Source organism: Microbacterium songi (assembly GCF_042747925.1).
In the GTDB taxonomy this organism is placed as follows: domain Bacteria; phylum Actinomycetota; class Actinomycetes; order Actinomycetales; family Microbacteriaceae; genus Microbacterium.
The window spans coordinates 129,085-148,651 of record NZ_JBHZIE010000003.1 but is presented as its reverse complement, the minus strand read 5'-3'; the positions used below and the strand labels follow the sequence as shown (position 1 = coordinate 148,651).

The 19,567-nt window shown below is 70.5% G+C and carries 18 protein-coding genes and 1 tRNA gene; 13 read left to right on the top strand and 6 right to left on the bottom strand.

Annotated elements, in window-relative coordinates; all coding sequences use genetic code 11:
- The first annotated feature begins 17 nt into the window (after window positions 1–17).
- The 7 genes from ACFM35_RS06390 (at window position 18) to ACFM35_RS06360 (ending at window position 5,418) form a co-directional block, all read left to right on the top strand.
- Window positions 18–242: a hypothetical protein gene (locus ACFM35_RS06390; protein WP_378839827.1), complete on the top strand. Its 225-nt coding sequence runs from the start codon at window positions 18–20 to the stop codon at window positions 240–242.
- Between the two features lie 9 nt (window positions 243–251).
- Window positions 252–848 carry a nicotinate-nucleotide adenylyltransferase gene (gene nadD, locus ACFM35_RS06385; RefSeq protein WP_378839825.1) on the top strand — a complete coding sequence of 199 codons (597 nt, stop codon included), beginning with the start codon at window positions 252–254 and terminating at the stop codon, window positions 846–848.
- Complete coding sequence (locus ACFM35_RS06380) at window positions 845–2,068, top strand: hypothetical protein (protein WP_378839822.1); 1,224 nt, start codon at window positions 845–847, stop codon at window positions 2,066–2,068. The genes nadD and ACFM35_RS06380 overlap by 4 nt, the downstream gene beginning before the upstream one ends.
- Window positions 2,065–2,445 (top strand): ribosome silencing factor, encoded by a 381-nt coding sequence (gene rsfS, locus ACFM35_RS06375; protein WP_378839819.1) that lies wholly within the window; start codon window positions 2,065–2,067, stop codon window positions 2,443–2,445. Before ACFM35_RS06380 ends, rsfS begins: the two co-directional genes overlap by 4 nt.
- Before the next feature lie 80 nt (window positions 2,446–2,525).
- Window positions 2,526–2,598 (top strand) — tRNA-Ala (locus ACFM35_RS06370).
- Between the two features lie 58 nt (window positions 2,599–2,656).
- Entirely contained in the window at window positions 2,657–3,742 is a 1,086-nt protein-coding gene (locus ACFM35_RS06365) for a zinc-binding metallopeptidase family protein (RefSeq protein WP_378839817.1), read from the top strand.
- Complete coding sequence (locus tag ACFM35_RS06360) at window positions 3,739–5,418, top strand: acyl-CoA dehydrogenase family protein (RefSeq protein WP_378839814.1); 1,680 nt, start codon at window positions 3,739–3,741, stop codon at window positions 5,416–5,418. The genes ACFM35_RS06365 and ACFM35_RS06360 overlap by 4 nt, the downstream gene beginning before the upstream one ends.
- 32 nt (window positions 5,419–5,450) lie before the next feature.
- Here ACFM35_RS06360 and ACFM35_RS06355 read toward each other — a convergent pair whose 3' ends face one another.
- Window positions 5,451–5,957, bottom strand: coding sequence for a 2'-5' RNA ligase family protein (locus tag ACFM35_RS06355; RefSeq protein WP_378839811.1), 507 nt, complete (start codon window positions 5,955–5,957; stop codon window positions 5,451–5,453).
- A gap of 64 nt (window positions 5,958–6,021) precedes the next feature.
- Here ACFM35_RS06355 and ACFM35_RS06350 point away from each other — a divergent pair, with 64 nt between their 5' ends.
- A complete protein-coding gene (locus ACFM35_RS06350; protein ID WP_378839809.1) occupies window positions 6,022–6,987 on the top strand; it encodes an alpha/beta fold hydrolase in 966 nt (321 codons plus the stop codon).
- Between the two features lie 28 nt (window positions 6,988–7,015).
- Here ACFM35_RS06350 and ACFM35_RS06345 read toward each other — a convergent pair whose 3' ends face one another.
- The 5 genes from ACFM35_RS06345 to ACFM35_RS06325 all read right to left on the bottom strand — a co-directional run bounded on the left by ACFM35_RS06345 (window position 7,016) and on the right by ACFM35_RS06325 (window position 11,230).
- Window positions 7,016–7,672 carry a DUF805 domain-containing protein gene (locus tag ACFM35_RS06345; protein WP_378839806.1) on the bottom strand — a complete coding sequence of 219 codons (657 nt, stop codon included), beginning with the start codon at window positions 7,670–7,672 and terminating at the stop codon, window positions 7,016–7,018.
- A 105-nt stretch (window positions 7,673–7,777) separates the two neighbouring features.
- Window positions 7,778–8,626, bottom strand: a complete 849-nt coding sequence (locus ACFM35_RS06340; RefSeq protein ID WP_378839866.1) for a 3-methyladenine DNA glycosylase — start codon at window positions 8,624–8,626, stop codon at window positions 7,778–7,780.
- Window positions 8,627–8,699: 73 nt separating this feature from the next.
- Window positions 8,700–9,410, bottom strand: a complete 711-nt coding sequence (locus ACFM35_RS06335) for an SOS response-associated peptidase (protein ID WP_378839803.1) — start codon at window positions 9,408–9,410, stop codon at window positions 8,700–8,702.
- A 65-nt stretch (window positions 9,411–9,475) separates the two neighbouring features.
- Window positions 9,476–10,531 (bottom strand): App1 family protein phosphatidate phosphatase, encoded by a 1,056-nt coding sequence (locus tag ACFM35_RS06330; RefSeq protein ID WP_378839800.1) that lies wholly within the window; start codon window positions 10,529–10,531, stop codon window positions 9,476–9,478.
- A gap of 12 nt (window positions 10,532–10,543) precedes the next feature.
- Window positions 10,544–11,230: a DedA family protein gene (locus tag ACFM35_RS06325; protein ID WP_378839798.1), complete on the bottom strand. Its 687-nt coding sequence runs from the start codon at window positions 11,228–11,230 to the stop codon at window positions 10,544–10,546.
- A gap of 42 nt (window positions 11,231–11,272) precedes the next feature.
- Between ACFM35_RS06325 and ACFM35_RS06320 the strand changes: the two genes are divergently transcribed.
- The 5 genes from ACFM35_RS06320 (at window position 11,273) to holA (ending at window position 19,474) form a co-directional block, all read left to right on the top strand.
- Entirely contained in the window at window positions 11,273–12,595 is a 1,323-nt protein-coding gene (locus ACFM35_RS06320; RefSeq protein ID WP_378839795.1) for an anthranilate synthase component I family protein, read from the top strand.
- A 68-nt stretch (window positions 12,596–12,663) separates the two neighbouring features.
- On the top strand, window positions 12,664–15,246 hold the full coding sequence (leuS, locus tag ACFM35_RS06315; RefSeq protein WP_378839792.1) for a leucine--tRNA ligase: 2,583 nt from the start codon (window positions 12,664–12,666) through the stop codon (window positions 15,244–15,246).
- 93 nt (window positions 15,247–15,339) lie between these two features.
- Window positions 15,340–15,972 (top strand): ComEA family DNA-binding protein, encoded by a 633-nt coding sequence (locus ACFM35_RS06310; protein WP_378839790.1) that lies wholly within the window; start codon window positions 15,340–15,342, stop codon window positions 15,970–15,972.
- 53 nt (window positions 15,973–16,025) lie between these two features.
- Window positions 16,026–18,593, top strand: a complete 2,568-nt coding sequence (locus ACFM35_RS06305) for a ComEC/Rec2 family competence protein (RefSeq protein WP_378839787.1) — start codon at window positions 16,026–16,028, stop codon at window positions 18,591–18,593.
- Window positions 18,533–19,474 (top strand): DNA polymerase III subunit delta, encoded by a 942-nt coding sequence (holA, locus tag ACFM35_RS06300; protein ID WP_378839783.1) that lies wholly within the window; start codon window positions 18,533–18,535, stop codon window positions 19,472–19,474. Before ACFM35_RS06305 ends, holA begins: the two co-directional genes overlap by 61 nt.
- Window positions 19,475–19,567: the final 93 nt, after the last annotated feature.

Below are 19,567 nucleotides of genomic sequence, written 5' to 3'. Positions count from 1 at the left end.
TCCGAAACGGAGCCCAGATGACCTTCGCCTCGCTCATCGCCCTCGCAGCTGAAGAGGGGGAGCAGCACGGCAACGTGATGCTCGAGACGATCGGCTACCCCATCGTGGCGATCATCGCGTTCGCGGCGCTCGGTCTCGTGACCCTCTCGTACCGCAACGTGGCCAACCGCCACGGCAGCAAGGCCGAGGCTTACGCACGCGCGCACGCGAACGACAAGCCAGAAGTGGGGCACGGCCACTAGGTCGACCGCATGCAGGTGACGGCAGCCCCGAGGATCGGGGTCATGGGTGGGACGTTCGATCCCATCCATCACGGGCACCTGGTGGCCGCCAGCGAGGTCGCCTCCTCGTTCGGCCTCGACGAAGTGATCTTCGTTCCGACCGGCCGCCCGTGGCAGAAAGAGGTGGTCACGGCGGGCGAGCATCGTTACCTCATGGCGGTGATCGCGACGGCCGCCAACCCGCAGTTCACCGTCAGCCGCGTCGACATCGACCGGGCCGGCCCCACCTACACGATCGACACGCTGCGCGATCTGAAGGCGGCGCGGCCGGACGCGGAGCTGTTCTTCATCTCCGGCGCCGACGCTGTGGCGCAGATTCTCAGTTGGAGGGACCATGATGAACTGTGGGACCTGGCCCACTTCGTGGCCGTCTCCCGGCCGGGGCACGTGCTCACCACCGACGGACTGCCGGGCGGCAAGGTGAGTCAGCTCGAGATTCCGGCGCTGTCGATCTCCTCGACCGACTGCCGGAAGCGGGTCAAGATGGGGCATCCCGTCTGGTATCTCGTCCCCGACGGCGTCGTCCAGTACATCGCGAAGCATCACCTCTATCGGAGCAACGCATGACCGCACCCGAACAACACGAAGGCCAGCCGCTGACCCGTCGTCAGCTGCGGGAGATCCGCAACACCGCGTCGACGCCGATCGTGACGCCGGAAGACCTCCGGGCAGCGGATGCTGCGGCCGCCGCCCGCGCCCTCGACGACGCCGCGCGCTCCGACGCCGAGGGGTCGAGCGACTCGGCCGGATCGTCGACGGCGCACGGCGACGCGCCGGCGGACGCCGCACCCGAGGATCCTTCATCCGCCGGCCGGCCGGAGAGCCCTGCGCCCGCCGTGCCGCTGGCCCGTGCTGCCGAGCCCATCGACCTCGCCCCGGCGCCGGCGCCCGACGCCAGCGTCGACCTCGGGGTCAACCCGCTCACGCGACGCCAGGCGCGCCAACAGGAACGGATCCGCACGGCATCCGTCCCCGTCATCACCTCCGGCATGCTGAACGCGCAGTCGTCAGCCGCGTCCACCGCAGAGCGCGAGGATCAGCCCGGCGATGTCGCCGCCCGCACGGACGCCGCGGTCGACAGCGACCTCGAGCAGGTCACCGCCGCGCCCGATGAGTCCGAGGGCGACGACGTGATCGAGGCATCCGTCATCGAAGACTCCGCCGACGAGGCCACGGACCATGACGAAGAGCACGAGGACGGACCCCGCGATCAGCCGGCGGGCATCGTCGGAGACGCCGCGGATGATGACGATCTCGATGCACCCGCGTCGGGCCCCGTGGTCAATCCCGCCTTCGGCTCCGAGCTGCTGGCCGGCGACGGTCCCGCTCCGATCGCTGCCGTCACCCTTCCGCCCTCGTTCGACCAGCTCATCGCGCGCAGCAGCACGACCACCGGCTCGCAGTCCACGACGAACGCGCTGATCTTGTCGCAGACCCCCGAGGGCGCGATGATGAGCCCCGTGACCGCGACGGGCGAGGTGCTCATCACCGGCACGTTCGCCCTCCCGGAGGGATTGGGCTCGCAGGGCCACGCGCCCGGTACGACCGACGGCAAGGACGTCGACGCCGTGCTCGTCGACGGCGAACTGCCCGCGCATTCCTCTCCCACCCCGATCGCTGCGAGTGCGGCGATCAGCACGGTGAAGACCACCGGCGAGATCATTCGCCCCCCCGCCCCCGAGAAGGGCGGGCGCCTCATGCTCGCCCTCGGAATCACCATCGGTGTGCTTGCCATCGCTCTTGTCGGTGTCTTGATCCTCGCCGTTGCGACAGGAGTATTCTCATGACCGCGACCGACAATTCCCGGCGGATGCTGGCGATCGCCGCCGCCGCCGCAGACGACAAGAGCGGCGAGGACCTCGTCGCTCTCGACGTCTCGGAGCCGCTGCCACTCGTCGACATCTTCCTTCTCGTGACGGGGCGCAACGAGCGCAACGTCGCATCGATCGCCGATGAGGTCGAGACCAAGCTGCTGGAGTCGGGCTACAAGCGGCTCCGCCGTGAGGGCCGCAAGGAGTCGCGCTGGATCCTGCTGGACTTCGGCGATCTCGTGGTGCACGTCTTCCACGAGCAGGAGCGCGTGTACTACGGACTCGAGCGTCTCTGGAAGGACTGCCCGGTGGTCCCGATCGAGTTGCCGTCGCGCGTCGCGTCCGCCGACTGACCCGGCCGTCGTGGTTCGTCCCACGCTCTCGGATGTAGTAATCTAGGGGGGTTGCCCCGCCACGGCGGAGCAACGATTCTGGGTCTGTGGCGCAGCTGGTAGCGCACCTGCATGGCATGCAGGGGGTCAGGGGTTCGAGTCCCCTCAGATCCACCGGATAATTCTCTCGCACCGTGTTCGTCGCCTCCACGTGCGACGCTACGGTGAAGTCATGAGCTCGCAGCCTCGGTGCCCGTACTGTCGGCACTTCGTCTACCTCGACACGCTGACGTGTCCCGAGTGCGACGGCACGATCGCTTTCCACGTCATCAGCCGTCAGTTCTTCGGGGTCCACAACGGGCGGGTCGTGATCGACGGGGAGACGTGGCACACCTGCTCGAACCGCGGGTGGCAGTGCAACTGGCTGGTGCGAGACGACGCGCCGGCGGGGCGGTGCATCGCGTGCCGACTGACCCGGCGGCGACCTCCGTCCGACGACACGGTCGCCCTCGAGAAGCTGGCGAAGACGGAGGAGGCGAAGCGTCGGCTGCTGCTGCAGCTCGCCGACCTCGGCCTGCCGATCGTGCCGTGGGACGTCCGGCCCGGTGGGCTCGGGTTCGACTTCCTCTCGAGCCTCTCTCAGGGCGAGCGCATCATGATCGGACACGCGAACGGCATCATCAGCCTCGACCTGGCCGAGAGCCTCGACGATCGGCGGGAAGCCCTGCGCATCCGGCTAGGCGAGCCCTATCGCACGATGCTCGGCCACCTGCGTCACGAGGTCGGGCACTACTTCCAGAACGTCCTGCTCACCGATGACGCGGCATGGACGCGCTGCCGCGCGCTGTTCGGCGACGAGCGTGCCAGCTATCAGGAGGCGTTGACCCGCCACTACGCCTCCGGGGCACCGGCCGGATGGCGCGACGAGTACATCTCCGAATACGCCACGATGCACCCGTGGGAGGACTTCGCCGAGACGTTCGCGCACTATCTGCACATCACCGGAACCCTGCAGACGGCTGCGGCGATCGGCATCCATCTCGATGCCGCCACCACCAACGCACGCGACACCGACGTGATCCCGCGGGAGTCGTACCGCGACGAATCGGTGCACCAGCTGCTCGGCGATTGGGAATGGATGTCGCAGGCCTTCAACCGCATCAACCGCGCCATGGGCTTCGGCGACCTGTACCCGTTCGACATCGTGCCGACTGTACGCACCAAGCTCGGGTTCGTGCACGAACTGGTCACCCGCGCGCCCCTCACCACCGCGCAGCAGGCGTCGCTCGCGCTCCAGGGGTCGGCGGACCGCACATGACCTCGTATTCGCGCGGCCAGCGCGTGATCGGAGCCGCCACCCACAAGGTGCACAACCAGCCGCCCTTCCGTGTCGAGGTCGACGAATTCGGGCTGAACGCGCCGCTCGTCGCAGCGGTCGAGGCGTTCGGCGCCGGGTGGGCCGCCGGTGACCTGCACGAGGCCGGCACGCACGTCGGGTCGGGGGAGTTCCAGGCCGACGCCGAGCGCGCGAACGTGCACACCCCGGTCGCGTACCCGCACGACCGGTGGGGATATCGCCTCGACGAGGTCGAGTACGACCCGTCCTACCATCGCGTCCTGTCGGCAGCCCTCGCGCGCGGAGCGCACACCTCGGCGTGGGCCGAGCCCCGCCCCGGAGCATCCGTCGCCCGTGCCGCGACGTTCATGCTGTTCGCGCAGGTGGAGGCGGGGCATGCCTGCTCGGTCTCGATGACGCACGCCGCCGTGGCCGCGATCCAGCAGTCGCCGCGTGTGGCGGAGGAATGGATGCCGCGCCTGCTGTCGCGCGAGTACGAGCCGCGTCTGCTGCCGAACGAGGAGAAGGGCAGCGCCCTCATCGGCATGGCGATGACCGAGAAACAGGGCGGCTCGGACCTCCGGGCGGCCACGACCGCCGGTGTGCACATGGGCGGGCAGGCCTATCAGCTGACCGGACACAAATGGTTCTGCTCCGCGCCCATGTCGGACGGGTTCCTGATGCTCGCGCAGACCCGCCGTGGCGGCAAGGACGAGGGACTGAGCTGCCTGTTCGTGCCCCGGCTGCTGCCCCGGGGAATGCGCAACTCCTTCCGCATCCAGAAACTCAAGGACAAGCTCGGCAACCGGTCCAACGCCTCCGCCGAAGTCGAGCTCGACGGCACCGTCGGGGTGCTGATCGGCGAGCCGGGGCGCGGCGTGAACGCCATCATCGAGACGGTGCAGCGCACCCGGCTCGACTGCATCCTCGGCGCGGCCGCCGGAATGCGCCAGAGCGTCGCGGAAGCCGTCTGGCACGCGCGTGGCCGATCCGCGCTCGGAGCGCCGCTCGTCGACCAGCCCGCGATGTCGGCCGTTCTCGCCGACCTCGCGATGGAGTCCGAGGCCGCGATGCTGACGGGACTCCGGCTGGCGCAGCTCTTCGACGCGGATGCCTCCGAGCAGGACGTCGCGCTGCGTCGTATCGCCACCCCCATCGCCAAGTACTGGGTCACCAAACGCGGACCGCATCACGCGTACGAAGCCCTCGAGTGCCTCGGCGGCAACGGGTACATCGAGCACTTCCCCCTCGCCCGTCGGTACCGGGAGCAGCCCGTGATGTCGATCTGGGAGGGCTCGGGCAACGTCATCGCGCTCGATGTGGTGAGGGCACTGACCCGCAATCCCGACTCGGTGGCCGCGTTCGTCGAGGAGCTCGAGACATCCCGCGGCGCGTCCGGCCTGCTCGACGCCCACGTCGACCGGGCTGTTGCGTTGCTCGCGGAGGTCGCCGACGCCGATCCCGCGGGCGCGCAGGCCCAGGCGCGGCGATTGGCGGAGAGTCTGGCGCTCGCACTGCAGGGCTCCCTCATGCTGCGGCATGCTCCGTCACTCGACGCAGAGACCTTCCTGGCCGCGCGCCTCGGGGAGCAGAGGGGTGCGCAGTACGGGGTCCTCCCGCGTGGGACGGATGCCGCGGCCATCGTCGCCCGTCACTGAGGCGTGGCCGCCTCCCTGGAGTGACGTGGTGGTCAGTCCAGCGTCGTGACGGTCGCCGATGCCGAGTCCCACCGCCGGAGGGCGACTCCGGACGCGGTGGACTCCGGCCCGAGCAGTTCGAGTGCCTCGGGGAGAGACGTCAGGCGGAGCCGACGCGCCAGGCTGACGTGCGGCGTCCATTCCCCGGGTGCAGTGTGCGGAGCATCCTCGCCGGGCGCCGCGGCAGCGTGCACGGCAGCATGCAGCGCCTGCAGCTCGGGGGTGAGCAGTACCGGCCGCACCAGCACGCCGCGGTCGCCGTGCGCGAACACGATGGGGGAGCCGAGCGAGAGCGTCACCGGCAGGAGAGCCGAGGCCTGCGCGAAACGGTTCTGGGCGAGCGCGGGGCGGACCAGGAGCGTCACGTGGGGGCTGTTGCTCGGCGAACGGTGGGACCCGAGACTGGAATGTCCGGCGCGCGCCAGACGGTCCCAGTCCCCGCGCACCGAGGCATCGGATTCCGGGTCGAGGAGAAGCTCGATGCTGACGACGTCGCTCATGTGCGACCGACCCTAGCAAGCCTGCAGGTCCGGGCTCTCGCGCGAACGATGGCATCCTGGGGAGGTGCCAGATGAGAGTCCTCCCCTCGACGTCGCGGTGGAGCACGTGCGCAACGGGGATTCCACGACACGTGTCACCAGGGTTTCGACGACCTCATCGGGCAGTACGCGTCCGTTCGTGCTGGTGGCCGGCATCGGCGTCGCATCGACGTACTTCGAGCTCCTGGCCCCGACTCTGGCGCTCCGCGAGGACGTGTACGCCCTCGACATGCCGGGCTTCGCGGGGATGTCGAGGGCGCACGAAGAACCCACGATCGAGTACTTCGCAGATCAGGTCGAGGCCGTCCTCGACCGCTACCATCTCCAGAACCCGGTCCTCATCGGGCATTCGATGGGCAGTCAGGTCGTCACCGAGGTGCTCATCCGCCGTCCGGAGCTCACTCACGCGATCCTGGTGAGCCCCGTCATCAACGAAGCCGAGGCGGGAGCGTTCACGCAGGCCGTCCGATTCATCCAGTCGGCGCTCCACGAGACCATCCACCTGGCGGTGATCGCCGTCTCGGCCTACCTCCTGTGCGGCACGGTGTACTTCCTCTCGGTGCTCCCGCACATGCTGCGCTACCGGATCTCCGACCGGGTGCACCACGTGTCGGCCGAACTGCTCCTCATCCGCGGTGAGTTCGACCGGAGTTCCCCGCGCCGGTTCCACTCGCGTCTGGTCGCCCGCGCCCGTGACGCTCGGCGGTGGGAGATCGAAGGCGCGGCGCATTCGATCATCCACGGTCACGCGGTCGGCGTCGCCAAGCTCGCGCAGCGGCACGTGGACGGCGAGGTCGCCGCGCGCGGACGCATGTCGAACGAGGAGGCCGAGGTCCCGCCGGCACGCCATCGCGATGTGCGGATGCTGCTGGGCGCGACGCTCACCCGGGCGATGGAGTGGGTGTACGCGCTCCGACGCGACGAAGAAGGCGTCGCCCATGCCAAGCGCGAGCACGCCCGCATCCTGTGGCGCGCCTACGCCCCACGATGACCGAGGGCGCCCAGGCTCTGCGGACTGCTCAGGCCTTGCTCGGCTGACACCACAGGGCGATCAGCACGAGGCTGCCGAACGGCACGACCGCGAGGAAGATGAGCGGCCAGGGCAGCGCCGCATCACGCAGACGCCGCACCTCGAGCGCCAGGGTGGGGAGGAACACCACGAGTCCCCAGAGCGCGAGCGCGAGGTAGGCGAGGATGCCGAGCCAGATGACCGGGGGCAGCAGGATCCCGATCACGAAGAGCAGGATGGTGCCGATCGTCAGGATGGCGTTGAACAGGTACCAGTACCAGAACTCCGGGCGACCCGCCCGCCCGCTGAAGTCGACGTAGTGGCGGAACACCGACGTGATCGCGCTTCCCATCCCCTGCACGGGCGGGGCACCGTATGCCCACGCGTCGTTAGGCCGGACCTGCCCGTACGGTTGCACGGTCTGACTGCCAACGTAGGGGTACACCACCCCGGGCGCGGACATCGGATGGGCGGGAGCCGGAGCGTACGGCTCGCGTGAGGTCTGCATCGGCGCGGAGACGTCCACGGCCGGCGTGAGAGCGGCGATCGCGTCGGGCTCCGGCGCCCTCGTCGAGGCCGTCCACGCGAGGCCGTTCCACCAGCGCTCGCGGTGATCGTCCTGCGGGTCGGGGTACCAGCCGGCGGGCGGCGAGGCGGGCGTCGACATGGGAGGTCTCCTTCGGTGCGGACACCCCCATTGTGGCCCATCACCCACATCGACCGAGCCCCGCATCCGAACCCCGTGCGTCGCGCGGTGCCGGAGAGCGTGACGTCAGCGAGCGATGGACTCCCGCACGCGCGCCCGCAGCGCGTTGGACCTCGCTGCGAACGCGCGCTGACGTCGGACGTATTCGGCTTTCCCCTCGGGCGTCTCGATCCGGAGCGGCTCCGCCCCCCACGCCCTCATGTCGTAGGGCGATGCCTGCATGTCGACGCGGCGGATGTCCCGTGCGAGCTCGAAGGCGTCCAGGAGGAGGTCGCCGGGAACGAGCGGCGACAGCTTGACGGCCCACTTGTACACGTCCATGCCGGCGTGCAGGCAGCCGGGCTGCTCGGACTCGGGCTGGTCGGACCGGGTCAGCACGGCCCAATTGCGCGGCTCGGCCTCAGGCGTGAAGAACCGGAAGGCGTCGAAGTGGGTGCACCGCAGTTCGTGCGTGTCCACGACCTCATCCGTGGCGCGCCGACCGAGGCGGAGGGGCACGTCGTGACGATGCTCGGGCTGACGGTAGACCATCGCCCACTCGTGCAGACCGAAGCACCCGAAGCTGCCCGGTCGCGCGGCGGTGCGTGCGAGGATCCGGTCGATGAGCTCCACCTGGGTGGTGCGCTCGCGGTGGAATCGATCCGCGTCGACCACGAGGCTTCCGGGCGTCGGCCCGGATCGATACCATCGCCACGCCGCACGCGGCTCGGTCGCGGCATCCGCCAGCTCCACCCCCGGACCCGGATGCCATCGCCGCAGCACGGCGGGCTTGTAGCCGTAGTAGGTGAAGAGGAAGTCCTCGATCGGATGCTTCTCCTGGCGCGACGCACGCGCGCGGTGGTCGGCGGTGAGGGCATCGGCGCGCACGTGATGTGCAGCCTCGAGCTCGCGCCACTCGCGAGCCGTCAGCACCATCGCCGCCGGCGACGTCCGCGGAGGCGGGGCCGTCCGTGGCACCGTGCGGGTGAACATCGTGCCCACCGTCATGTCATCCCACGGGTTCGATCAACTCGGCGCCGTTGTTGCGCACGTTACCGACGGCTTTTCCGACGACGTGGTCGGTGAGTGTCTCGGCGACATCGGGTGCCGCGTCGACGGCCGCGTCGAGGATGTCGCCGACGTTCTCGATCGTGGGGTCGAGCCACGCGTCGGCGAAATCAGGATCGAGGAAGAGCGGCATGCGGTCGTGGATCGACCCGAGGTGGCCGATCGCGTCGCGGGTGAGGATCGTGAAGCTCAGCAGCCACCGCGCGGGATCGTCGTCAGCGAGTGCCGGGTTCTTCCACCACTCGTAGAGACCCGCGAGGAACATCGGCGAGTCGTCACCGGGGTGGATGTAGTGCGGCACCTTCTCGTCCCCCACCTTCTTCCACTCGTAGTAGCCCGACACCGGCACCACGGCCCGACGCTTCTCGAGGGCCGAGCGGAACATCTTCTTGTCTTCGAGCTCTTCTGACCGGGCGTTGAAGGCTCGGGAGCCGATCGAGGGGTCCTTCGCCCACGACGGCACGAGTCCCCAGCGTGCGGACTCGAGGCGCCGCGTCGGGGGCTCGGTCTTGGCGGAGTCGAGCACGATGGCCGCCGCGTCGGTCGGAGCGACGTTGTACGAGGGCTGCGGCAGGTCATCACCCTCGACGTCCACCCTGAGTACTCCGACGAGCTCGGAACCGACATTCGCAACGACGAAACGACCGCACATGCTTCCAGCGTACGGGGGACCTGCGACGTCGAGCTCGCCGACCGCTCCGCGATCGCGGCCGGGGGTCAGGCCTGGTCGGACCGACCCCGCGCGATGACGCCCACGTCCCGCAGGCGCTCGACGAGGCCGGCGCCGTCCGGACCGGTCACCCACGGCACTCCCGCGGCTTCGTGGTCGTCGACCACCGTGCGGCCACCGGCCAGAACGGCCTCCGCGGGGGAGAGCCGGCGAATGGCGACGGCGGCCACGCGTTCGGGGTGCTCGTTCGTGAACGCCGTGTAGATCGAGTCGTCTTCCTGCCCATCGTCACCGATGAGGAGCCAACGCACCTGCGGGAACTCCTCGGCGAGCCGCTGCAGGTTGGTGAGCTTGTGCTCGCGGCCGCTCCGGAACCACCGGTCGTGCGTCGGGCCCCAGTCCGTCAGGAGGACCGAGCCCTCGGGGTACAGGTGACGATGGAAGAAGCGCAGCAGCGTGGGCGCGATGTTCCATGCCCCGGTCGAGAGGTAGACGACGGGGGAGCCCGGATGCTGCCGCACGAGGCGCTCCATCAGCACGGCCATGCCCGGCACGGGCTGGCGGGCATGCTCGTCCACGACGAACGAGTTCCACGCGGCGACGAACGGCCTCGGGAGTGCGGTGACCATGACGGTGTCATCGACGTCGGAGACGACCCCGAAGCGCACGTCGGCTCCGACGATGAACACGCGGGTCTCGATCGGCTCTCCGCCCTCGACCGTCATGGTGAGCTTCTGCCACCCCGAGGCCAGGGCGGCGGGGAGGACGACGTCGATGACGCCGCCGCGGTCGGCGACCACGTCGTGCGTCGCACCGTCGACCGTGATGGCGACCTGAGCGTAGCCGACCGGCACCGCAGCGAAGCTGCGCCATCCGCGCACGCTGGCGTAGTCGCCGCCCTCGCGCTGACGGGCCGGCGGGACGATCAGCACGCGACCGAGGACGCGCACCCAGTCCACACTCCCGTAACCGGGGAAGGGCGTGACGGTGGGCGTCAGCCCCCGCGCCCGCGCCCGGCGTTCCCGCCAGGAGTGGAAGCGGTACTCCCACCGGGCGATCAGCAGCATCTTCACGCGAGGCGGTCGGGAAGACGTGTCGGCCATTGCCTCAGTCTTTCACGACTGGGATGGCGCCGAGGGGTCCGCGGGCGGATCGACGAGAGGTTCCTCGGCCAGGTGCCGGCGCTCGACCCGCTCGATGACCTTCTTGCCGATCACGACGAGGACGAGGAAGAGCACGATGACGCCGACGAAGATGTATCCGGCGTAGTGCAGGCGGTCGGCGAGCTCTCGGTAGGTGCCGGCGGCGGCTGCCGCCACGGAGATGTAGAGGGTGGCCCAGATCGCACAGGCCGGTGCGGTCCACGCGAGGAAGCGTCGATAGGTGAAGCCGCTCATGCCGACGGTGAGCGGGACGAGCGAGTGCAGGACCGGCAGGAAGCGGGAGAGGAAGATCGCCGGTCCGCCGCGTCGCTGCAGATAGCGTTCCGAACGTCTCCAGCTCGCGTCGCCGATCTTGCGACCGACCCACGAGCGACGGATGTACGGGCCGAGATATCGCCCGAGGAAGAACCCGATGCTCTCGCCGATCAGGGCCCCCACCAGCACGGCGATGCCGAGCAGCACGCCTTCGAGGGGGGAGGCGACCGCGGTGCCGGCGACGATGACGATGGTGTCCCCGGGGAACACGAGTCCGATCAGCACGCTCGTCTCGAGGAGGATCGCCGCACCGGCGACGAGCGTGCGCACGAGCGGGTCGACGTTCTGAACGACGTCGAGCAGCCACGTGAGGAACTCGTTCACGGAGCCGAGCCTAGAACCTGGCGCGCCCTCTAGCCTGGGAAGGTGCCCGCACCTTCGGCAGCCCTCCTCCTGCCCGCCTGGGTCGATCCCGCTCAGCTGTTCGCAGGGGGCCCGGCGCAGCATCCGCATGCCTTCTGGCTGGATGCCGGACCGGACGCCACGGCCGGCTGGAGCTGGCTCGGGATCGGGGCTCCCGAACGCGACCCGTCCGTCGTCCGCGACGTTCTCTGTGCGCGGGGAGCGGGCCGCGAGGAGCGCCCGTGGGGGCCGTTCGCGGGAGGGTGGGTGGGCTGGCACGGCTACGACGACGGTGCCGCCCGCGCCGGTGTCTCCGCGCTCCCGATCCAGGACGGTATCCCGCAGGATCTCTGGCTGCGGGTGACGCGGTTCGTCTCGGTCGATCATGCGCGCCGGCGACTCTGGGTGGTCGCGCCGCCGGACGAGCTGGACGGCTTCGCCCTGGAGGTTCAGGGGTGGGCGCTCGCCGGATCCGCAGCCGTGATCGGGGCGGCGGATGCCGGACCGCCGGTGCAGGCCCGAGCCCGCCACACACCCGCTGACTACGCCGATCTGGTGCAGCGGTGCCGCGACGCGATCCGCGCCGGCGACGCCTATCAGCTGTGCTTGACGACGAGGTTCGAGATCGACGGCCGCGTCGATGCGATCGACGCCTATGGAAGGCTTCGCTCGGCCACGCCCGCGCATCATGGGGGCCTGGTGCGCAGCGCGCCGTTTGCTCTGGCCAGCGCGAGCCCGGAACAGTTCCTGCAGGTCCACGACGGGCACGTGCGGACGCGGCCGATCAAGGGGACGCGCCCGCGAGGGACGGACGCCGCGTCCGACGTCCGCCTGTCGGCGGAGCTGCTGGCCAGTGAGAAGGAGCGCGCCGAGAACGTCATGATCGTCGATCTGATGCGCAACGACCTCTCGCAGGTGTGCGAGCCGTCGACGGTGGCGGCCACCGGACTGCTGGCGGTGGAGAGCTACCCCGCTGTGCATCAACTCGTGAGCACGGTGGAGGGCGATCTGCGGGAGGGCACGACCGTGGGGCGGCTGTGGGATGCCACGTTCCCCGCGGGCAGCATGACGGGGGTTCCGAAGCTGTCGGCCATGACGATCCTGCGTCGCCTCGAAGGCGCGGAGCGCGGGGTGTTCGCAGGCTGCTACGGATGGATCGGCGTGGACGGCGACCTCGACCTCGCGATGGTCATCCGCTCGATCGTGACGTCGGCGGCCGGCGCGTATGTCGGCGCGGGTGGCGGCATCACCTGGTTGTCCGACGCGGCGGACGAGGTCGCCGAGGTCGGCGTGAAGGCGCGGGGGCCGCTCGCCGCCGTCGGCGCGGGGCTGCCGCGGGGCTGGTGAAACGGCGATTCGGGTAACCTGAAGGGTGCGCCCGGCGCATCCCCCTGCTCATCACGATTGGTCGTCCTGTGTCGCAAACCACCTCGTCTCCCCCCGCTCCCGGTCCCGACGGCGGCGTGTACGACGTGCACGCGGTGCAGGTGAAGTGGCAGCAGCGGTGGCAGGAGCAGGACCCGTTCCGCGCGGCCGGCGAGGAGGACACCCGCCCGCGCAAGTACGTGCTGGGGATGTTCCCCTACCCGTCGGGCGACATGCACATGGGCCACGCCGAGAACTACGCGTACGTCGACGTCGTGGCCCGGTTCTGGCGTCACCGCGGGTACAACGTCCTCAACCCGATCGGCTGGGACTCGTTCGGGCTTCCGGCGGAGAACGCGGCGATCCAACGCGGTGTCGAGCCGCGCGAGTGGACGTACCGCAACATCGACCAGCAGAAGTCGAGCCTGAAGAACTTCGGGACGTCGTACGACTGGAGCCGCGTGCTCCACACCAGCGATGCGGACTACTACCGCTGGAACCAATGGCTCTTCCAGACGCTGCACGAACGCGGTCTCGCGTATCGCAAGGACAGCCCTGTCAACTGGTGCCCGCACGACCAGACGGTGCTCGCGAACGAGCAGGTCGTCGACGGTCGCTGCGAACGCTGTGGCACGGTCGTAGTCAAGAAGAAGCTCACGCAGTGGTACTTCCGCATCACCGAGTACGCGGATCGCCTCCTGGACGACCTCAATCAGCTCGAGGGATCATGGCCGTCGAAGGTGATCCGGATGCAGCGCAACTGGATCGGGCGCTCGGTCGGCGCCGACATCGACTTCGAGATCGAGGGCCGGGACGAGAAGGTGACGGTCTTCTCGACGCGGCCCGACACGCTCGCCGGCGCGACGTTCTTCGTCGTGGCACCCGACTCCGACCTCGCCGCAGAACTCGCGGCCGGAGCATCCGCTCCCGCTCGCGAGCGCTTCCAGGAGTACCTGGAGGGCGTGCAGAAGGTGACCGAGATCGATCGTCAGGCGACGGACCGGCCGAAGACGGGCGTCTTCCTCGAGCGATACGCGATCAACCCGCTGAACGGGGAGCGTCTGCCCATCTGGGCGGCGGACTACGTGCTCGCCGACTACGGGCACGGTGCCGTGATGGCGGTTCCCGCCCACGATCAGCGCGATCTCGACTTCGCGCGCGCCTTCGATCTTCCGGTCCGCGTGGTCGTCGACACCACCGCGCCCGTGACCGGCGCGATCCCCGTGATCGAGCTCGACGACAATGGCGATCCGATCATGCCCGACGGCGGGCTCGACACCATCGACCCTGCCAAGACGGGGGTCGCCCTCGTCGGCGAGGGGCGGATGATCAACTCCGGTCCGCTCGACGGTTTGTCCAAGCGCAACGCGATCGCGCGTGCGATCGAGCGTCTCCAGGCGGCGGGCACCGGCCGCGCGGCCAAGACCTACCGCCTCCGCGACTGGCTGATCTCCCGGCAGCGCTTCTGGGGCACGCCGATCCCGATGATCCACACGGCGGACGGGCGCATCCTGCCGGTGCCGGCGGACCAGCTCCCGCTGACGCTGCCCGACGCCGACGGTCTCGACCTCACGCCGAAGGGGACGTCACCCCTCGGGGGCGCGGTCGAATGGATGCGGACCGTCGACCCCGAGACGGGCGAGCCCGCCCTGCGCGACCCCGACACGATGGACACGTTCGTGGACAGCTCGTGGTACTTCCTGCGGTTCCTTTCGCCGGGTGATGCGAACGAGGCGTTCTCGACCCGCCAGGCCGACAAATGGGCACCGGTCGACTCATACATCGGTGGTGTCGAGCATGCGATCCTGCACCTGCTCTACGCGCGCTTCATCACCAAGGTGCTGTTCGACATCGGTCTGGTGGACTTCACCGAGCCCTTCTCGAGCCTCATCAACCAGGGCATGGTGCTTCTGGACGGCTCGAAGATGTCCAAGAGCAAGGGCAACCTCGTCGAGTTCGCCGCCAGCATGGTCGATCCCGGTGCCGACGCCGTGCGCGTGGCGATCGCATTCGCCGGCCCCGTCGAGGACGACATCAACTGGGAGGACGTCTCGACCGCGGGGGCGCAGAAGTTCCTCGCGCGGGCGTGGCGTGTGGCCAAGGACGTCGACAGCAGCACTGATGTCGTGTGGGCCGAAGGTGACGAGGCGCTTCGACGCGTCACGCACCGCCTGCTCGCCGACGCACCCGGCCTCGTCGAGCAGACGAAGTTCAACGTCGTCGTCGCCCGCCTCATGGAGCTGGTGAACGCGACACGCAAGGTGATCGACTCCGGTGCGGGCCCGACCGACCCCGCCGTCCGCGAGGCGGCCGAAGTCACCGCGATGATCCTCGATCTCTTCGCGCCGCACACCGCGGAGGAGATGTGGGAGATCCTCGGGTACGCGCCCTTCGTCGGTCTCGTCCCGTGGCGTCAGCCCGACCCGACCCTCCTGGTCGAGGAGTCCGTGACGGCCGTCGTCCAGGTCGACGGCAAGGTGCGCGCCACCTTCACCGTGCCGGCGCGCATCGACGGCGCCGAGCTCGAAGCACTCGCACGGGCGGACCAGCGCATCGTCCGCTCGCTCGGCGACCGTGAGGTCGTCCGAGCGGTCGTCCGAGCGCCCAAGGTCGTCAGCTTCAGCACGAAGTAGGCCCCTCCTCCACAACTCGAGCCGTTCCCCGGTACTCCCCGGGAACGGCTCGAATGCGAGGGGCGCGAGCGTGGCGCTGCCTAGCCTGGCGGGATGACCTCGGTCCTGGAGGCGGCGGCCGCGTCGCGACCCCGAAGACTCGGGGTGGGTGCGGCGATCGTGGTCGTGCTCCTCGCACTCGCCGTCACCGTGGGCATCGGCGTCCTCCGGGGTGCGATGGCTCCGACGGAGTCCGTCACGCCCGGCGCGGTCATCGACGAGGGGGACGGCGGGGCTGCGGCATCCGCGGCGCCCCTCTACGTGCACGTGTTCGGGGCTGTGGTCGATCCGGGCCTCTACGTCCTGGACGACGGAGCGCGCGTGATCGACGTCATCGCCGCCGCCGGGGGATTCACCGACGCCGCCGACCCCACCGGGGTGAACCTCGCCAGGCCGGTGTCGGACGGCGAGCAGCTCGCCGTGCCTGCTCTCGGTGACCAGCCCGCCGCCGGGGCCGCGGGCGAGGGGGAGGCGTCGGGTGCGATCGCGACCGACGGTCGCGTGAACCTCAACACCGCCGATGAGGCCGCCCTGGACACCCTGCCCCGCATCGGCCCGGCCATGGCCAGGCGCATCCTGGAATGGCGCGAGACCAACGGCCGATTCACGAGCGTGGAAGACCTGCTGGCCGTGCCCGGTATCGGGGACAAGATGCTCGAGAGCCTGCGCGAGCTGGTCACGGTGTGAACGGCGACGCCGGGCCCGCCGCGTCTGCGCGCGCACCGTCGCAAGACCCGGCGGTGTCACCCGCTGCGGATGCGCTGCGCGTCTGGGCGCGCCGGTTGCGCCTCCTGCCGGTGGCCGCGGCGTGCGCGGGGAGCGCGTTCCTCACGACGGGGGTGCCGGATGCCGCGCCCGCCGTCGCGGGGGGACTGTGGTGCGCCGTGCTGGGGGTGCTGGGGATCCTGGTCCGCCGCGGCGTACGCGGACGGCGCGCCGGCGTGGGCGGAGCCGGGGGTGTCTGGCCCGTCCTGCTGGTCGTTTCGCTGGCGGGTGCGGCGGCCGCGGCATCCCATGTCGCCGTCGTCCTGCCTACCCGCGCGGCGGCACTCGACATCGCCGTGGACGGGGGTCGCGCGATGGCGGTGTCGGGCACGATCACGAGCAAGGTCGAACCGCGAGCCGACGGCCGCCTCACGTTCGACGTCGACGCCATACGGATCGCGGTCGGCCGCGAGGAACACCCGGTGGCGGTCGGCATCGCCGTCCGTGTCGCGCCCGCCGACGTCGACGGGATCGCCGCGCTCGACGTGGGCTCGTTCGTCGAGGTGCGGGGCACGGCTCGTGCGTCGCGGCAAGGAGACCGGGCGGCCCTCGAGGTGACCGCCTCGCGGGGCGTGTCGGTCGTCTCGGCCCCCCGCGGCGTCTGGGCGGTCGCATCGGACCTCCGGCGCGGATTGGTGCGCCTCAGCGCCACGCTCCCGCAGCCGGGCGGCGGCCTCGTCCCGGGTCTCGCCGTGGGGGACACGAGCGCGGTCGATCCGGCTCTGGACGTCGCGATGAAGGCATCGAGCCTCTCTCACCTCACCGCGGTGTCGGGAGCGAACTGCGCGATCGTGGTCGGACTCGCCTTCGCGCTTGCGGCGCTGGCCGGCGCCCGGCGCTGGATGCGCGTCTGTGCCGGGCTCACGGCGCTCATCGGCTTCGTCCTGCTGGTGACGCCCGAGCCGAGCGTGGTGCGGGCGGGTGCGATGGCGGCCATCGCGATGCTCGCCGTGCAGCTCGGCCGCACCGGATCGGGCATCTCGGTGCTGGCGCTCGCGGTGACGGTGCTCCTGGTCGGCGACCCGTGGCTGGCCTGGTCGCTGGGGTTCGCGCTGTCGGCGACGGCGACGGCGTCGCTGCTCCTGTTCGCGCGTCCCCTCGCCGCGGGATTGGAGCGATGGATGCCTCGTTCCCTCGCCTTCGTCCTCTCCGTGCCGCTCGCCGCTCAACTGGCCTGCGGTCCGCTGCTCGTGCTGATCACCCCGGTGGTGCCCCTCTACGGGGTCCTGGCGAACCTCGTCGCCGCGCCCGCCGCGCCGGTCGCGACGATCGTGGGGCTCGCCGCGTGTCTGGCGGGTGCCTTCCCCCTGCTGGCGTCCGGGCTCGCCGCGCTCGCCTGGGTGCCGGCCGCCTGGATAGCGGCCACCGCCGAGGTGATGTCGGCGCTGCCGGGGAACGCGGTGCCGTGGATCGAAGGGTGGTGGGGGGTCGCCGCGCTCGCGATGGTCGGCGTCTGTGTCGGGCTGCTCACCCGACGACGCGCTGCGGCCGACGGACTCCGCGCACGTCGAGTGCAGGTCGCGGCCGCCGCCCTCGTGGCCGTCGTGGTGGGGATCGTCGGGGGCACGGCGACGCTGGGCAGCGTCGCCGGCCGGTGGACCCTGCCGTCGGGCTGGGCGATCCTCGCGTGCGACGTCGGGCAGGGCGACGCGGTGCTGATTCGTTCGGACACCCGTGTGGCGCTGGTCGACACCGGTCCTGAGCCCGCCGCGCTCGAGGACTGCCTTGCGCGCGCGGGCATCGGTCGCGTCGATCTGCTCGTGCTCACACACTTCGACCTCGACCACGCCGGGGGAGTGCGTGTGCTCTCAGGACGGGTCGACATCGTGCTGCACGGCCCGGTCGGCGAGCCCGCCGACGCACGGATGCTCGCGCAGCTGGCCGAGGACGGAGCGCGGATCGTCGAGGTGTCCGCCGGGATGACGGGGATGCTGGGCGAGGCCCGCTGGCGGGTGCTCTGGCCGCGGCCGCAGAACACGGCGTTCCCGCCGGGCAACGATGCCGGAGTGATCGTCGACGTGCGGGGCGGGCGCGTGCCCACGTCGGTCTACCTCGGTGACCTCGGCGCATCCGCTCAGCGTGCGCTGCTCGCGTCGGACGTGCTCGCGCCGCCGTACGAGGTCGTCAAGGTCGCCCACCACGGCAGCGCCGACCAGGAGCCCGCGCTGTACGCAGAGATCGAGGCATCCGTCGCCCTCGTGTCGGTGGGTGCGGACAACAGTTACGGACACCCGCGCGCCGAGACCCTCGCTTTCCTCGAGCAGGGGCGGATGACCGTCGCCCGCACGGATCTCAGCGGATTGCTGGCGGTCTGGCCGACCCCTGACGGGGTCACGCTCTGGCGCGAGCGCAGTCCTCCCGTGTCGGGACCCGTCGGTAGGCTGGGGGAATGGCCACCCCACGACGCGCCCCCGCGGCCAGGGCGCGCAGCGCGATCCCGCAGGTGTCCTGGCGGGCTCCGCAGCCCGCTCCCATCGTGCTGGTGTCCGGGCCGGAAGAGGTGCTGGCCGAACGCGCCACCGCCGCGATCCGGGAGTATCTGAGAGCTGAGGACGCCAGTCTCGAGGTGACCGACGTGCGCGCTGACGACTACGTCGCCGGCACCCTGCTCACGGTGACGTCGCCGTCGCTGTTCGGTGAGCCGCGGCTGGTGCGTGTGTCGGGCGTCGAGAAGTGTAGCGACACCTTCCTCGCCGAAGCGATCGGCTACCTCGCGAACCCGCAGGACGGCGCCACCGTCGTCCTGCGGCACACCGGATCGAGCGTGCGGGGCAAGAAGCTGCTCGACGCCGTCCGCGGGGGTCAGGGAGGCGGCATCGAGGTGCCGTGCGCGGCGGTCAAGCGCGACTCCGACCGGTTCGATTTCGCGGCGGGCGAGTTCAAGAGCGCGGGAGTGCGCATCGCGTCCCCCGCGTTGCGGGCGCTGGTCTCGGCGTTCGCCGACGATCTGACCGAGCTCGCCGCCGCATGCCAGCAGCTCATCGCCGATGTGGCGGGCGACATCAGCGAGCAGGTCGTGGCCCGTTACTACGGCGGCCGCGTCGAGACGTCGGCGTTCACGGTCGCCGACACGGCGATCGCGGGGCGTTACGGCGACGCTCTCGTGGCTCTTCGGCACGCTCTCGCGTCCGGCGCGGACCCGGTGCCCATGGTGGCGGCGATCGCGTCGAAGCTGCGCACGATGGCCCGCGTGGCGGGCAACCGCGAGCCGTCCGGCGCCCTCGCTGCGCGGCTCGGCATGAAGGATTGGCAGGTCGATCGCGCCCGACGTGACCTGTCGGGATGGACCGACGGCACTCTCGGCCTCGCGATCCAGGCCGCCGCAAGGGCGGATGCCGAGGTCAAGGGAGCATCTCGCGACCCGATCTTCGCGCTGGAACGGCTCGTGACCGTGATCGCGACGCGGGAGCCGTTCGGCGGGTAGGTCCTCGGTGCTTCGACGCCGGCTGAGGTGCGCCGTCGACACCACTCGGCCCACGCAGAAAAGCCCGCCCCGGCGAGGGGACGGGCTCGGCTG